The sequence below is a fragment of the Pelomonas aquatica genome, assembly GCF_026712205.1.
In the GTDB taxonomy this organism is placed as follows: domain Bacteria; phylum Pseudomonadota; class Gammaproteobacteria; order Burkholderiales; family Burkholderiaceae_C; genus Pelomonas; species Pelomonas aquatica.
In genome coordinates this window covers 1-11,968 of record NZ_JAPPUW010000025.1, presented here as the reverse complement: position 1 = coordinate 11,968, position 11,968 = coordinate 1, and the positions used below count along the sequence as shown (strand labels likewise).

Sequence of the window (11,968 nt, the reverse complement as noted above, 5' to 3'; positions counted from 1 at the left end):
GACGCTCTCGGCTCAGGCCGCGACGGGCGACTTGATGACGACCGGGACTTCGACATGCACCGGAATGGCCGGCCGGATCGACTGGCACACGGTGCAGTAGTTCTCGAACACCGCGATGCAGCGGGCGATGTTCCCGGACGGCTTCTCCACGACCGGCGTGATCGTGACCCTGATCTCCTTGATCCGCGGGTTGCCTTCATCGTTGGGAACAACGATGGCAATGGCCTCGGTGGACAAGGACAGGACATAGATGCCCGTGTGCCGGAGCGTCTCGACCAGGCTCGCCGAGAGGCAGTGCCCGACGGCCATCGCCAGCATCGAAGGCGTGGACGGCCCGGCATTGCTGCCGACAGGATCGGGCTCATCGGTGATGACCGGCGCGCCATGCAGGGCCTCGCCTTCGAACGCCTGCGACTTGAACTTGAAGCCTTCGACGAACTCGATACGAGCGCCAAAGTGGCGCTCAGTCTGATTACGCATGTGCATGCTTGTTCTCCTTGATGGGGTTGGGTGACGGCGAGGGTGGGTGCGCGCTTGAGCCAGCCGAACCGGGATCACGCAGTGCGAACTTCCATTCGAGGAACTTCCCGGCGCGCGTGCCCAGCCAGCAAACGATGAAGAACAGGCCGCCCACAGTCAGGTAGGACTGCAACATGCGGTCGGGGTTGCGTTCGGCGGCAATCAAGCCTGTCTGCATGAGGTCGACGAGGCCTACGAGGTACAGCGCCGAGCTGTCCTTGAACATGGAGGTGAAGTAGCTGGCGTAGGTCGGCAGCATGCGGCGATGGGCCTGCGGCAAGATGACCTGCAGCCAGACGTTGGCGGCGGATAGTCCGAGCGATCGGGCGGCCTCGATCTCGCCAGCGGCGACAGAGCGGATGCCTGATCGGATGTACTCGGCCTGGTAGGCCGCGCCATAGGCGGTCAGCGCGATCAGCGCCGTCCAAATCGGGGACGCGGGCGTCTTCAGCAGGATGGGCACCGCGAAGAAGAACCAGAAGAGCACGATCAGCAGCGGAACGGAACGTACGAGCTCGATATAGCCCGTGCACGCCCACCGCAGCGGGGCAAGACGGCTCAGGCGGCCGACTGCCAGCATGTGGCCGAGCAAGAAGCTCGTGATGAATGCCGAGCAGGCGATCATCAAGTTCAGTCCAAGACCGCCGATGACGCCTTCGGGGAAGGTGCCGATGAGGAAAAGCCGCAGGTCCATGGTCACGCGGCTGCATCAGCAGCGGTTGGCGCATCCAGCTTGATGCGGCGCCGATAGGACATCGCCGATGCGATGAGCAAGGAGCCGATCGCATAGACGGCAGTGGCGACCAGCGTGGCCTCGAGGCCCTTGAAAGTGATCGACTCGATCTGCTGCGTGGCCCACGTCAACTCCGGCAGCGCGATCGCCACGCACAGCGACGTGTTCTTGAAGTTGTGAATCATGCGATTCGTGATCGCCGGCATCATGTTTCGCAGCGACTGTGGGCACAGCACCCACATGCACTCCTGCCATACCGACATGCCACAGCTGGCAGCGGCGTCTCGCTGCCCTCGACACACCTTGATCATTCCGTTGCGAACGATGTCGGAGAGGTAGACGCCGTTGTCGACGGCCAGTCCCATGACACCAGCGGCAAAGGAGTAACCGCCCCAGGCATGCAGTGCCGCGCCCATGGGATCCGGCAGCAGTTCCGGCAACACGAAGTAGAAGAAGAGGATCCAGAACAGCGCGGGGATGTTGCGCACGACCTCCGCGACCGAGTTGGCCGGGACGCGCACCCAGGCCGACGGCCACAGGCGCGCTGCAGCAAGCAGGCTGCCCAGCAGGAACGACAGCAGACCGGAGAGCACGGCCAGGGCGGCCGTGCTCGCGATGCCATCCAAGACCATGTCGCGGAATTGCGGCTTGGCCAGGAACGCCCAGTCGAAGTCGTAGGTCATCATGGCGATGCCTCAGACCGGCGCAGGTGCAGAGAAGCTGGGGCGCATCGAGCGCGCGGCATGCTTCAGCGATGCAACGGCCGCACAGCAGGATGAGTCGTCGTGCAGGTTCACCAGGCGCCCGGATTCGAGCGACACCATGCGATCGGCAACCTCATAGGCAAACTGCTGGTCGTGGCTGACGATGATGGTCGCCACGTTGGACCTCTTGAGCTTGCGCACGAGTTCCGCGATCTGCGCGGTTCTGGCCGGATCGAGCGCCGAGGTCGGTTCGTCCAGCAGCATCACCGAGGGCTTCATCGCCAGGCAGCGCGCCAGCGCCACGCGCTGCTTCTCGCCGCCCGATAGTTGCGATGGGTGATGGGCCCCCTTGCCTGCGAGTCCGAGATCGTCGAGGAGCTCCAGTGCTCGTCGCTCGGCCTCCGCCTTGGACACGCCGAGAACCTGCCGCGGTGCCAGACAGATGTTGTCCAGGGCGCTCAGGTGATCGAACAGGTTGAAGTGCTGGAACAGCATGCCGACCTTGCCCTTGAGTTCGCGCGCCCCCCTCTTGCTCGGCCACACCGGGCAGCCGTCAATCGTGATGCTTCCGCCGTCGATGGGCTCGAGGCCGTTGATGGCGCGCAGGAAGGTCGTCTTTCCTGCGCCGCTTGGGCCGCACAGGACCAGCGTCTCGCCACTGACGACGTGCAGGTCGACACCCTTGAGGACTTCACGTCCCGCCAGGCGCTTGATCACACATTTGCAATCGATCATGACTCCTCCCTGGAGCGCTGGGATCAGCTCAGATGCAAGGACTCAGTCCGGCCAGACCATGGCTGCTTCGCCGTAGACATCGGCGGGCAGGCGGGGGCGCGCGTTGAGTGGCAGGGGATATTTGCCCTTGGGCCCGAACCAGGCCTGATAGAGCTGCTCGTAGGTGCCGTCCTTGATGACGGACTGCAGCGCGACGCTGACGGCATAGCGCCATTTGCTGTCGTTCTGCGGCACGCCAATCGAGTAGAGGCCAGGGCTGTAGCCAGCGCCGACAGCCTCGAACGCGGAGCCCTCTGCGCCGACGACCGCAGCGATGATGGGGGTGTCCTGCGTGAACGCGTCGATCTTTCCCTGCTTGAGCGCGAGGAAGCACTCAGCGTTCTTCTGGAAGGACAGGATCTGCGGTTCAAGCTTGGAGTGCTTGGCCAGCTCGGCCGGCGCCGCCGTGAAGGCGTTAGATCCCTGGTTCACGCCGATGCGTTTCCCACCCAGCTGGGCCAGGGACTTGAAGCGGCCCTTCTTCGCGTAGAAGACCTTGGCGGTGAAAAGGTACGGCGGATCGACGAAGTCGACCTGTTCCTCGCGCCCGAGCGTGCGGCTGATGTTCGACAGTGCCATGTCGATCTGCCCGTTGGCGAGGAAGGCGATACGCGTCTTGTTGTTGACCGCGACGCGCTCGACGCGCACACCCAGGCGCTTGGCAATCTCATCGCCCAGCTCCACGTCGAAGCCGGTCCACTTACCGGTGTCGTCGAGGTAGTTCATCGGCGGCGTGTCGTTACCCGTGCCGATGCGGACGACGCCGGCCTGCTTGACGCGTTCGAGGATGCCCTGCGCCGCGGCCAGGCCAGGTGCGACGAGCGCAAGGCCGAGAGCGAGTGTGGCGGCGAGAGTGGGGAGTCGGAGATTCATGGCAACACTTCTCAGCTGTGCGCGACCGCGCGCTCAGCCACCTTTGTTTCGGAGGGGACCTCGATGACCTTCGGATGCGGAGCGAGTTCCGCGCCGTGCGCCGCCAGGTACTTGCCCACTTGCTCGGAAGACTGGACGAACCGGTTCTGGCAGATCCGCACCGAGTCCACCGTCGCGTCGGCGAACTGCAGCCCAGCGGCCTTCAGCAGATCCAGCCACTGCGTCTCGAACTGCCAGTGATGCGAGGCGATTTCCAGATTGACCTGGGCGAAGGTCAGGTAGGCGCGCTGCCGGGTCGGGATCGCCTTGAACGGCACGTCGTCGAAGCCGGCGTAGTAGTAAATGGTCTGCGGGCGCGTGACCTCGAACCACATGTCCCAGAGGTCTCGCATCGATGGCGAGGTCTGCGGGTTGGACACGAGATTCATCCAAGCGCCGTTGGGCAGCCAGTGATAGGCGTCCTTAAATGCGTCGCAGAAGGCGTCCTGATGAAGGACATTCAAGGGCAGTTCGGGCGCGACGGTGTGGAACTCGGCGTGATAGCGATCGCATGCCAGGCGCTCGAGCCCCATCCACTGCTGGTACAGACCGTAGCGCTTGCCGCTGTAGCGGCCCGTGGTGCTGCTGCCGATGAGGATGGACGGGCGGATGATCAGGAAAGGCACGCCGCTCGCGGCGACCAGCCGCTCGGCGTCGCGCTTGGTGCGCGTGTATTGCGTCGGATCGGCCGGCGGGTCGGGCAGTTGCGCTTCGGCGGTGATGTGAGGCTGATAGCCCGACGAATACGCCGTCGAGATGTAGACGAAGCGCTTCAAGGTCAGATGCCTTGCCAGGATCAGCAGGTGCGCGGTGTAGGCAACGTTGACCTCCTGCAGCTTGGGCAGGTCGTAGTAGTCCAGGCAGCCCGCGCAATGGATGATCTCGTCGACACCGTCCAGCTGCGGCCCGAGGTCGGGCACGTCGGCGAGATCGGCAGGCAGTTGGATTTGCGCGATGCGCTGGGCCACTTCGGGCGTCCAGGGCTCCGGGCCTTGCGCCATCCATTCTTCGATGATGGGCTCGAGCAGTGCCTGGCGGTCATGCATGGACCGCGTGAGGCAAGTGACCTGCGCTGCCGTATCGCGCAACAACGAGGCAACGATCAGTGCACCCATGTAGCCGGTCGCGCCGGTCACGAGGATGTGGCTGGCCGTAAAGGGCACGGCGCGCAGTGTCTTGTCCATGGTCAGGCACCCAATGCGGTCAAGGGTTGTTTTTCAAGGCGCTCTTGAATCATTTCCGCGGTCGGGATGCCGCCATAGAAGGCGACGCGACCGTTGATGATCAGGAGCGGAAAGATCGAGAGGCCGTTGGCTTGGAACAGCGTGACCACGCTTTGGATCAGCTGCTTCTGGCCGGGGTCGGCTTGTGCTTCAAGGCTGCGCAACTGCTGCTGGGCGCTGGTGATCGTGTCGACGATGACGGCGCGGTTGTCGCCCGACTTCTCCATCGCCTCCCGCAGGCTCTTCTTCAAGCCCTCGTCTTTGGCGCCTGCGGTCGAGTCGCAGCAGGCGGCAGAAAGGATGCCGATGTTGTTCTTGTCGAGCAGGGCCTTCATCGCTCCGGGGTCAGACGATCCGGTTGCGCAGCAGGGCAAGATCATCTTGAGCAGATTGCTGGGGTTGAACACCTTCGTCTCCTTTGTTAAATGAACCGCGACGCCCACTCGAGGACGACGCCGATGACCGTGGCCGATACGACGATGGCGACCACGTGCGACACCACCAACGGAGCGCGGAAGAGCTTCGTCAGCAGGATCATTTCGGGGATGCTGGTGCCCGCGGCGGACACCAGGAAAGCAGCGACGGGGCCGATGGCGACGCCCTTGCCAAGCAGCGCCACGGCAATCGGAATCACCATGGTCGCGTTGACGTAGAACGGCAGGCCCGCAATGGCCATCACCAGGATTAGCAGCAGCCCGGGGAACTGGTGCTGCAGTTGCGCGATGGCGTCTTCCGGCACATAGCCGTAGATCAGGGCGCCGATCGCGATGCCAACCGCGAGGTAGGGTCCTGAGGCGCGCAACTCGTTGAGCGCTGCCATGACCGCGAAGCGCGCACGCATGCCCCACGGCGTCGCCGGAGCCCCGCCTGGCGAACTCACCCTCACGGCGTCATCGATGTCGAAGCCCGGCCCGGCAAGCCGCAGAAACCTGGCAAACCCAAGCCGATCCAGCGCGATGCCGAATGCGATCGACAGCAGGCCGGCCACCAGCAGGAACACGACTGCAATCGCCAGCGAGAACTCCCGCAGCAGCACCAGCAGCACGCCCTCGTTGATCACCGGCGACGAGATCAGGAAGGTGAAGCAAATGCCGAAGCGAACCCTCGCCCGCAACATGCCGGACAGCACAGGCACGGTCGAGCATGAACAGAACGGCGTGACTGCCCCGGCGGTCGCCGCCAGCACCGTGCCTGTTTCAAGCGAAGTCTTCCCCAGCGCGTCATTCAGCTTGTTGCCCAGACTTTGCTGGAGCATCGCAACCGCGAACGCGATGGTGAAGAAGAGCAGCGCCAGGATTGCGCCTTCATAGACGATGAACTCGAGCATCGCTCTCAAGTCATTCATAGCGCCGCCTCATTTACTGTCTAGCTCGACGACTCAGCAGCAGGCGCCGGCTTGCGTGCTGCAGGCCGAAGGCGCATCCGAGCGCAGACGCAGGTCCGCCTTGGGTTGCACGCCGTAGCTGGACATGCTGGCGATCAGCGGCATCGTGACCTTGTGGTCAAAGCCGACGAGATCCAGCGTCTCCATGTAGGCATCGAGGGCGTCGACACGCAGCTTCTCGATGTCCGTGGCGATGCTGTCGAGGCCGATGCCGCCGCAGTCGACGGACAGCTCGGCGCACAGCGAGTGGCAGCTCGTGCTGATCATGCTGAACAGCTCGGGCATCACGCGGTGATGCGCCCAAACGAGTGCGTCGTGCACCGTTTCGGGATCCTTCTCGAGCATGGCCTTGATGCGGCGGGCGCCGATACCCAGGTGCTCGATCTCGTCGGACAGGATCAGGCCGGCAACCTGCGCGGTGTCGGAGTCCGTGTCGCGGCCGAGCGTCTTGTACAAGACGATGGCCATGGTCTCGGTCATCAGGTCCTGGATGATCAGGCAGGCCGCCAGGTCCTTCTTCTTGACCGCGGAGGAGAAGTGGCCGCGAATCGCCTTCCACTGCGGCTCGACGATCTCGGTCTTGACCGGGTAGTCCAGACGCTTGCCCAGGCTCGCCAGCATGCGAATGTGCTTGGACTCCTCGTTGGCCTGCTTGACCGTCTCGATCTTGGCCTCGGTGTCGCCCATGATGGGGACCATCTCCGAGTAGTTCTCGACAGCCATGATCTCGCCAGAGATCGTGTTCGACACGATGTAGGCCATCAGGTCGAAGTACCGCTTGTCCTTGCCGTGCCGCTCTGCACGCGAACTGGAAAGTGCTTGCAGAGCCGCGTCTCGCGACCCGCCCTGCGTTTGTGCCATTGCATCCATGACCGCTCCGGTTAAAAATAAAAATGCGTGCAGGTGTGTGCATGCATGCTCATAATAGACAAGGCCGTCTTCTGCACACATCCCTAGTTGCTTAGTTCTTATGCACCTGGAAGCGTGTAGATCATGGATTTCGGGACGCACTCAGATCTGAGAAATGGGTGCTGTCTCATGGGAGAAACGGCGCCGCGGGACCACGACCTGCGTTCGCACCGATCGCTCCACTCTCACCGGCGTCTACCCCCGTATCTCAGGGGGAGATTTCCGGCACTTCTGCCACCTCACGCGTGCTTGCAATGTCAAATTGATTCCATAAAGACGGAAATATGGAAGAAGCTGATGTCGTCAAGGGGTTGGCTGCGTTGGCGCAACCGATGCGCCTACAGGTGTTCCGCGCGCTGGTGGTGGTCGGCGACGCTGGATTGACGCCTGGCGCGATTCATGAAGCTTTGGGAGTGGCGCCGGCCACGCTGTCTTTTCACCTCAAGGAACTGGTCAACGCCGGCCTTGTGACTCAACAGCGTGCCAGCCGGAATCTGATCTACCGCGCGGACTGCGGCCGGATGGACTCCGTCGTTAGCTATCTGACCCAGAGCTGCCGCAAGGGAACTCAGTCGTCGCACGCCTGCCCCCAGGTCGAGTAGCTCACGTCCTGCGGGTCAAGGCACCCCAGCGGAGGCGTGGCAGCCGACTTCAATGCGTTGCACTCCAAATCTGCAACCTCGGGCTGCCGCCAGCTCACGTCGCGCCACGCCCCGCCGGGCGCGGGTGTACATGCGGGCGACTTCGCGCAGCAGGCTGCCAGCTGAGGACTCGGGCATTTGGATGTGAATAGCAACTACCTGTGCCAGAGAAACGGGGCCGTGGCCCCGTGGGGTGTCAGATCGCGCGCTGGTTCACGCGCTTGGACAGTTCCTCGGCACTCTCCTTACGCTCGCTGTAGCGGTCCACGAGATAGGGCCCGAGGTCGCGGGTCAGCAGCGTGAACTTGAACAGCTCCTCCATCACGTCCACGACGCGGTCGTAGAAAGACGAGGGCTTCATGCGACCGTCTTCGGTGAACTCGGCGAAGGCCTTGGCCACGGAAGACTGGTTGGGGATGGTCAGCATGCGCATCCAGCGACCCAGCACGCGCATCTGGTTGACGGCGTTGAAGGACTGCGAGCCGCCGGACACCTGCATGACGGCCAGCGTCTTGCCTTGCGTGGGCCGCACGGAGCCGGACGACAACGGAATCCAGTCGATCTGCGCCTTCATGATGCCGGTCATGGCGCCGTGTCGCTCGGGTGAGCACCAGACCATGCCTTCGGACCACGCCGCCAGCTCGCGCAGCTCCAGCACCTTGGGATGGGTGTCTGGCGCGTCGTCGGGCAGCGGCAGGCCGCTGGGATTGAAAATGCGCACCTCCGCGCCCATGGCCTCCAGCAGGCGGGCGGCCTCGAAGGTCAGCAGCCGGCTGTAGGAGCGCTCGCGCAGCGAGCCGTAAAGCATCAAGAAGCGCGGGCGGTGCTGCGGCGGCACCGAGACGGCCAGCCGTTCCTGCGTAGGCACGTCGAATAGGTCGGCTCGCAGCGCGGGGAAGGTGGCGTCGGGGAACAGTGGCTCAGACATGGCGGGCCTCGCCAGCGGCGGTCGACTCGGCCGCAGTGGCCGGTGCCGACAGCAGTTGATGGACAACTACAGCCACGGCCGCACCGATCAATTGAGCGCCGACAAAGCCCGGCGCGCTGCTGGGCGCGATGCCGGCGAAGCTGTCGCTGAACATGCGGCCGAAAACGGCGGCCGGGTTGGCGAAGGAGGTTGACGCCGTGAACCAGTAGGCCGCGCCGATATAGGCCGCCACCATCGCAGAGACACGGCCGGCCGGCGCGCGCAGGATGACGAGCAGCAGGCCGAAGGTGGCGACGCCCTCGGCGATCCACTGGCCGGTGCCGGTGCGCAGCTTGGTGGAGAACTGCACGATGCTCATGTCGAACATGGCGTGCACGAGCCACGCGCCCAACATGGCGCCAACGAGCTGGGCAGCGATGTAGGGCACGAGGGCGCCGACGGGCAACTCGCCGCGCCAAGCCATGACGGCGCTAACAGCGGGGTTGAAGTGCGCGCCGCTGATTGGGCCGAAGACCTCGATCAACACGTAGAGGCCGCCGACGGTAGCCAGCGTGTTGGCCAGCAACGCGATGGCGACATTGCCGCCGGACAGGCGCTCGGCCATGATTCCAGAGCCGATCACGACGGCCAGCAGCAGCGCCGTGCCCAATCCTTCGGCGAGGAGTTTGCGGGACAGGCTCATGCTCAGCTCTTGTAGATCTCGACCAGGGCCTGCTGCAGTTCAGCCTTGCTCAGGTCCTCGAAGGGCAACTGCAGGAGTTGCAGCATGCGGTAGCCGATGGCCTGGCGCGTCAGCTCGAAAGCGCGGCGCTTGCCCTCGTCGCCGCCCTCAGCGTTGGACGGGTCGGGATAGCCCCAGTGCACCTTCACCGGCTGGCCGTTGCCGCCGAAGAACACCGGGCACTGCTCAGCTGCGGCGCTGTCGCAGACGGTGATGACGATGGACAGCGGTGGCGCGCCGTCCTGGCTGAACTGGTCCCAGCTCTTGCTGTAGTACCCGCTGGTGTCCACCCCTGCGTTCTGCAGTGCTTCGACGGCAAACGGATTGATGCGACCGCTCGGGGCGCTGCCAGCGCTATGCGCCTTGACGTCCTTGTCGAGCTTCTGGGCCCAGTGGTTGAGCATGCCCTCGCTGAGGACGCTGCGGGCGGAGTTGTGGGTGCAGAGGATGAGGACGTGGGTGGTCATGGGAGCGCTCAGCGAGTGCCGATCTGTTTGATTTCGTCTTGGATGGCCAGGGGTTCCAGCTTGGCGATGGGCAACGCCAGCAGCAATTCGATGCGGCGCTTGAGGGTGATGGCGACGTCCAGGAAGGCCTGCAGCCTGACAGCGTCGCTGCCTTCCGCGTGGCCGGGGTCGGTCACTCCCCAATGGGCGGTCATGGGCTGGCCCGGCCAGATGGGGCACACCTCGCCGGCGGCCGAGTCGCAGACGGTGAACACGAAATCCATGATGGGCGTACCCGGCTTGGCGAATTCGTCCCAGCTCTTGCTGCGATAGCCCTCAGTGGGGAGATGCAGCGAGGCCAGCGTCTGCAAGGCCAGCGGGTTGACCGTGCCGTTGGGATGACTGCCGGCTGAGTAGACTTTGAAACGGCCGTTGGCCAAGCCATTCAACAGGCCCTCGGCCATGACAGAGCGCGCCGAGTTGCCGGTGCAGATGAAGAGAACGTTGTAAGCGCGGTCAGACATTGCGGTCTCAGCAGCAAGAGGAAGAAGACGACTTCACGGGAATGCCGATGGGCTTGCCGCGCGGCGCGCAACAGGCACTCGCCGCCGGAGCAGGATCCTGCTTCTCGCTGAAGACAGGAATATTGCCCAGCGTGTGGAAGTGCTCCCAGGCGATGCCCTGCGGGTCGGTGATCCAGTGCTTTTCGCTCTCGGCGTAGCAGCAGCTGGTCGCCCCTTCATCGAGCAACGCCACGTCAGCCGACTGCGCGCGGGCCTTCAGCTCGGCCAGTTCCTCGGCGCTGTCGGCCTGGAAGCCCAGGTGGTCGATGCCTGCCTGGCTGCCGCGGGTCGAGATCGCGAAATTGATGCGTGGGTCTTCCAGCATCCACTTTGCGTAGTCCGCCTCGACGCGGGTCGGCTCGGCACCGAAAAGCTTGGAATAGAAGGCCACGCTCTGGGCGAGGTTCTCGACGTTCAGGTGTACGTGAAAGCGTTTCATCTGAGGTCTGCTCAGCAGTCGCACGCCGCCGCCGGTTCGAGGCAGGCCTTGCCTTGGCAGCAGTTCTGGGTCAGGTAGGCGAGCAGCGAGTTCATGTGCTCGAAAGACGGCCGGTAGATCAGGTGGCGACCTTGGCGCTCCTGGGTCACAAGGCCGGAGTTCACCAATTCCTTCAGGTGGAACGACAGCGTGGCTGGCGCCAACCCGGTGCCCTCGGCGATCACGCCGGGTGTGAGGCCGGCAGGCCCCGTCACCACCAAAGCCCTGAAGACTCTGAGGCGGTGTTCCTGCGCAAGCGCCCCAAGCAGGCGCACGACGTCTTTTTCTTCCATTGTTCGATTGTAGTGGAAATAACGTAGATTTGAAAAGCCGACCGGGTCGCACCGCGGCGTCGTAGGCCGTTCGGTTCACGGATCTGTCACGCGTCCGTCACAAGCGAACGGAAAACTAGCGATATCTCCAGGTATCCCGATATGTCGCTACATGAGCAGTGAAGTCCTTGAATCTGCAGAAGCTTCTGTTGCAGCGCCAGAGGATCTCGGCACTTCCGGCGCGCGAGCCCTTGGCGCCCTGGCTGCGCTGGGGCAGCAGACCCGCCTGGCCACTTTCCGTCTGCTGGTGAGCCACGAGCCCTGCGGGCTGACCGTGGGCGAAGTGGCCGCGGCGCTGCAGTGCCCTCAGAACACTACGTCAGGCCATCTGGCGATCCTTGCCCGTGCGCAGCTCGTCACTAGCTCCCGACAGGGCCGCTCCGTCGTCTACCGAGCAGGCATGGCGGGCATGCGCTGGTTGCTGGAGTACCTGATGTCCGACTGCTGCAACGGCGACCCCTCGGCCTGCGCAACGGCCTTTTCGTCTCTTTGCGACGGCACGTGTGAACACCCGGCCGACGACAAAGCACCTCGCTGACATCACAGCCAAACCCAACGAGCAGGACTGCCATGCGAACCACTCAGAGCTGGTGCCGGAAATCTGAACACGGCGATGAGTGGAAACTCGGTTCATTGATCGGCCCGTGAGAGCGAGGCGACAAAGGAACGAGAGTATGAGCAGAAGACCCCGCCGCAACCAC

General features: G+C 63.9%; 17 protein-coding genes. 2 read left to right on the top strand and 15 right to left on the bottom strand.

What is annotated here, in order from left to right; translation table 11 throughout:
• Positions 1-12 precede the first annotated feature (12 nt).
• From NYP07_RS20505 to NYP07_RS20465, 9 genes are read right to left on the bottom strand one after another with little or no spacing between them, the layout of a single operon-like run.
• Positions 13-486 (bottom strand): OsmC family protein, encoded by a 474-nt coding sequence (locus NYP07_RS20505; RefSeq protein WP_268153598.1) that lies wholly within the window; start codon positions 484-486, stop codon positions 13-15.
• On the bottom strand, positions 473-1,213 hold the full coding sequence (locus NYP07_RS20500) for an amino acid ABC transporter permease (protein ID WP_268153652.1): 741 nt from the start codon (positions 1,211-1,213) through the stop codon (positions 473-475). The genes NYP07_RS20505 and NYP07_RS20500 overlap by 14 nt, the downstream gene beginning before the upstream one ends.
• Positions 1,214-1,215: 2 nt before the next feature.
• Positions 1,216-1,938 (bottom strand): amino acid ABC transporter permease, encoded by a 723-nt coding sequence (locus NYP07_RS20495; protein WP_268153597.1) that lies wholly within the window; start codon positions 1,936-1,938, stop codon positions 1,216-1,218.
• A 9-nt stretch (positions 1,939-1,947) separates the two neighbouring features.
• Positions 1,948-2,691, bottom strand: coding sequence for an amino acid ABC transporter ATP-binding protein (locus tag NYP07_RS20490; protein ID WP_268153596.1), 744 nt, complete (start codon positions 2,689-2,691; stop codon positions 1,948-1,950).
• Positions 2,692-2,733: 42 nt separating this feature from the next.
• On the bottom strand, positions 2,734-3,603 hold the full coding sequence (locus NYP07_RS20485; RefSeq protein ID WP_268153595.1) for a transporter substrate-binding domain-containing protein: 870 nt from the start codon (positions 3,601-3,603) through the stop codon (positions 2,734-2,736).
• Between the two features lie 11 nt (positions 3,604-3,614).
• Positions 3,615-4,826: an SDR family oxidoreductase gene (locus NYP07_RS20480; RefSeq protein ID WP_268153594.1), complete on the bottom strand. Its 1,212-nt coding sequence runs from the start codon at positions 4,824-4,826 to the stop codon at positions 3,615-3,617.
• 2 nt (positions 4,827-4,828) lie between these two features.
• Entirely contained in the window at positions 4,829-5,272 is a 444-nt protein-coding gene (locus NYP07_RS20475; RefSeq protein ID WP_268153593.1) for a hypothetical protein, read from the bottom strand.
• Between the two features lie 14 nt (positions 5,273-5,286).
• Entirely contained in the window at positions 5,287-6,192 is a 906-nt protein-coding gene (locus NYP07_RS20470) for a permease (protein WP_268153592.1), read from the bottom strand.
• A gap of 51 nt (positions 6,193-6,243) precedes the next feature.
• A complete protein-coding gene (locus tag NYP07_RS20465; protein WP_268153591.1) occupies positions 6,244-7,200 on the bottom strand; it encodes a ferritin-like fold-containing protein in 957 nt (318 codons plus the stop codon).
• A gap of 242 nt (positions 7,201-7,442) precedes the next feature.
• On the opposite strand from NYP07_RS20465, the gene NYP07_RS20460 reads away from it, so the two are divergent.
• Positions 7,443-7,760: an ArsR/SmtB family transcription factor gene (locus NYP07_RS20460; RefSeq protein ID WP_268153590.1), complete on the top strand. Its 318-nt coding sequence runs from the start codon at positions 7,443-7,445 to the stop codon at positions 7,758-7,760.
• Between the two features lie 235 nt (positions 7,761-7,995).
• Here NYP07_RS20460 and arsH read toward each other — a convergent pair whose 3' ends face one another.
• From arsH to NYP07_RS20430, 6 genes are read right to left on the bottom strand one after another with little or no spacing between them, the layout of a single operon-like run.
• Positions 7,996-8,727, bottom strand: a complete 732-nt coding sequence (arsH, locus tag NYP07_RS20455; RefSeq protein WP_268153589.1) for an arsenical resistance protein ArsH — start codon at positions 8,725-8,727, stop codon at positions 7,996-7,998.
• Positions 8,720-9,409 carry an aquaporin gene (locus NYP07_RS20450; protein ID WP_268153588.1) on the bottom strand — a complete coding sequence of 230 codons (690 nt, stop codon included), beginning with the start codon at positions 9,407-9,409 and terminating at the stop codon, positions 8,720-8,722. Before NYP07_RS20450 ends, arsH begins: the two co-directional genes overlap by 8 nt.
• Positions 9,410-9,411: 2 nt before the next feature.
• On the bottom strand, positions 9,412-9,915 hold the full coding sequence (locus NYP07_RS20445; RefSeq protein WP_268153587.1) for an arsenate reductase ArsC: 504 nt from the start codon (positions 9,913-9,915) through the stop codon (positions 9,412-9,414).
• A gap of 8 nt (positions 9,916-9,923) precedes the next feature.
• The gene (locus NYP07_RS20440) at positions 9,924-10,418 is read right to left on the bottom strand and encodes an arsenate reductase ArsC (RefSeq protein ID WP_268153586.1); all 495 of its coding nucleotides are present in this window, start codon (positions 10,416-10,418) and stop codon (positions 9,924-9,926) included.
• A gap of 7 nt (positions 10,419-10,425) precedes the next feature.
• Positions 10,426-10,896, bottom strand: coding sequence for an ArsI/CadI family heavy metal resistance metalloenzyme (locus tag NYP07_RS20435; RefSeq protein WP_268153585.1), 471 nt, complete (start codon positions 10,894-10,896; stop codon positions 10,426-10,428).
• Between the two features lie 11 nt (positions 10,897-10,907).
• Positions 10,908-11,228 carry an ArsR/SmtB family transcription factor gene (locus NYP07_RS20430; RefSeq protein WP_268153584.1) on the bottom strand — a complete coding sequence of 107 codons (321 nt, stop codon included), beginning with the start codon at positions 11,226-11,228 and terminating at the stop codon, positions 10,908-10,910.
• 151 nt (positions 11,229-11,379) lie between these two features.
• Between NYP07_RS20430 and NYP07_RS20425 the strand changes: the two genes are divergently transcribed.
• Positions 11,380-11,805: an ArsR/SmtB family transcription factor gene (locus NYP07_RS20425; RefSeq protein ID WP_268153583.1), complete on the top strand. Its 426-nt coding sequence runs from the start codon at positions 11,380-11,382 to the stop codon at positions 11,803-11,805.
• The last annotated feature ends 163 nt before the right edge of the window (positions 11,806-11,968 follow it).

What these genes read in the sequence shown, in the direction of transcription:
- NYP07_RS20470 (WP_268153592.1), bottom strand. Translation starts at nt 6,192, where the DNA reads ATGCTCGAGTTCATCGTCTATGAAGGCGCAATCCTGGCGCTGCTCTTC.
- NYP07_RS20490 (WP_268153596.1), bottom strand. Translation starts at nt 2,691, where the DNA reads ATGATCGATTGCAAATGTGTGATCAAGCGCCTGGCGGGACGTGAAGTC.
- NYP07_RS20465 (WP_268153591.1), bottom strand. Translation starts at nt 7,200, where the DNA reads ATGTGTGCAGAAGACGGCCTTGTCTATTATGAGCATGCATGCACACAC.
- NYP07_RS20505 (WP_268153598.1), bottom strand. Translation starts at nt 486, where the DNA reads ATGCACATGCGTAATCAGACTGAGCGCCACTTTGGCGCTCGTATCGAG.
- NYP07_RS20500 (WP_268153652.1), bottom strand. Translation starts at nt 1,213, where the DNA reads ATGGACCTGCGGCTTTTCCTCATCGGCACCTTCCCCGAAGGCGTCATC.
- NYP07_RS20480 (WP_268153594.1), bottom strand. Translation starts at nt 4,826, where the DNA reads ATGGACAAGACACTGCGCGCCGTGCCCTTTACGGCCAGCCACATCCTC.
- NYP07_RS20430 (WP_268153584.1), bottom strand. Translation starts at nt 11,228, where the DNA reads ATGGAAGAAAAAGACGTCGTGCGCCTGCTTGGGGCGCTTGCGCAGGAA.
- NYP07_RS20435 (WP_268153585.1), bottom strand. Translation starts at nt 10,896, where the DNA reads ATGAAACGCTTTCACGTACACCTGAACGTCGAGAACCTCGCCCAGAGC.
- NYP07_RS20495 (WP_268153597.1), bottom strand. Translation starts at nt 1,938, where the DNA reads ATGATGACCTACGACTTCGACTGGGCGTTCCTGGCCAAGCCGCAATTC.
- NYP07_RS20460 (WP_268153590.1), top strand. Translation starts at nt 7,443, where the DNA reads ATGGAAGAAGCTGATGTCGTCAAGGGGTTGGCTGCGTTGGCGCAACCG.
- NYP07_RS20450 (WP_268153588.1), bottom strand. Translation starts at nt 9,409, where the DNA reads ATGAGCCTGTCCCGCAAACTCCTCGCCGAAGGATTGGGCACGGCGCTG.
- arsH (WP_268153589.1), bottom strand. Translation starts at nt 8,727, where the DNA reads ATGTCTGAGCCACTGTTCCCCGACGCCACCTTCCCCGCGCTGCGAGCC.
- NYP07_RS20485 (WP_268153595.1), bottom strand. Translation starts at nt 3,603, where the DNA reads ATGAATCTCCGACTCCCCACTCTCGCCGCCACACTCGCTCTCGGCCTT.
- NYP07_RS20425 (WP_268153583.1), top strand. Translation starts at nt 11,380, where the DNA reads ATGAGCAGTGAAGTCCTTGAATCTGCAGAAGCTTCTGTTGCAGCGCCA.
- NYP07_RS20445 (WP_268153587.1), bottom strand. Translation starts at nt 9,915, where the DNA reads ATGACCACCCACGTCCTCATCCTCTGCACCCACAACTCCGCCCGCAGC.
- NYP07_RS20440 (WP_268153586.1), bottom strand. Translation starts at nt 10,418, where the DNA reads ATGTCTGACCGCGCTTACAACGTTCTCTTCATCTGCACCGGCAACTCG.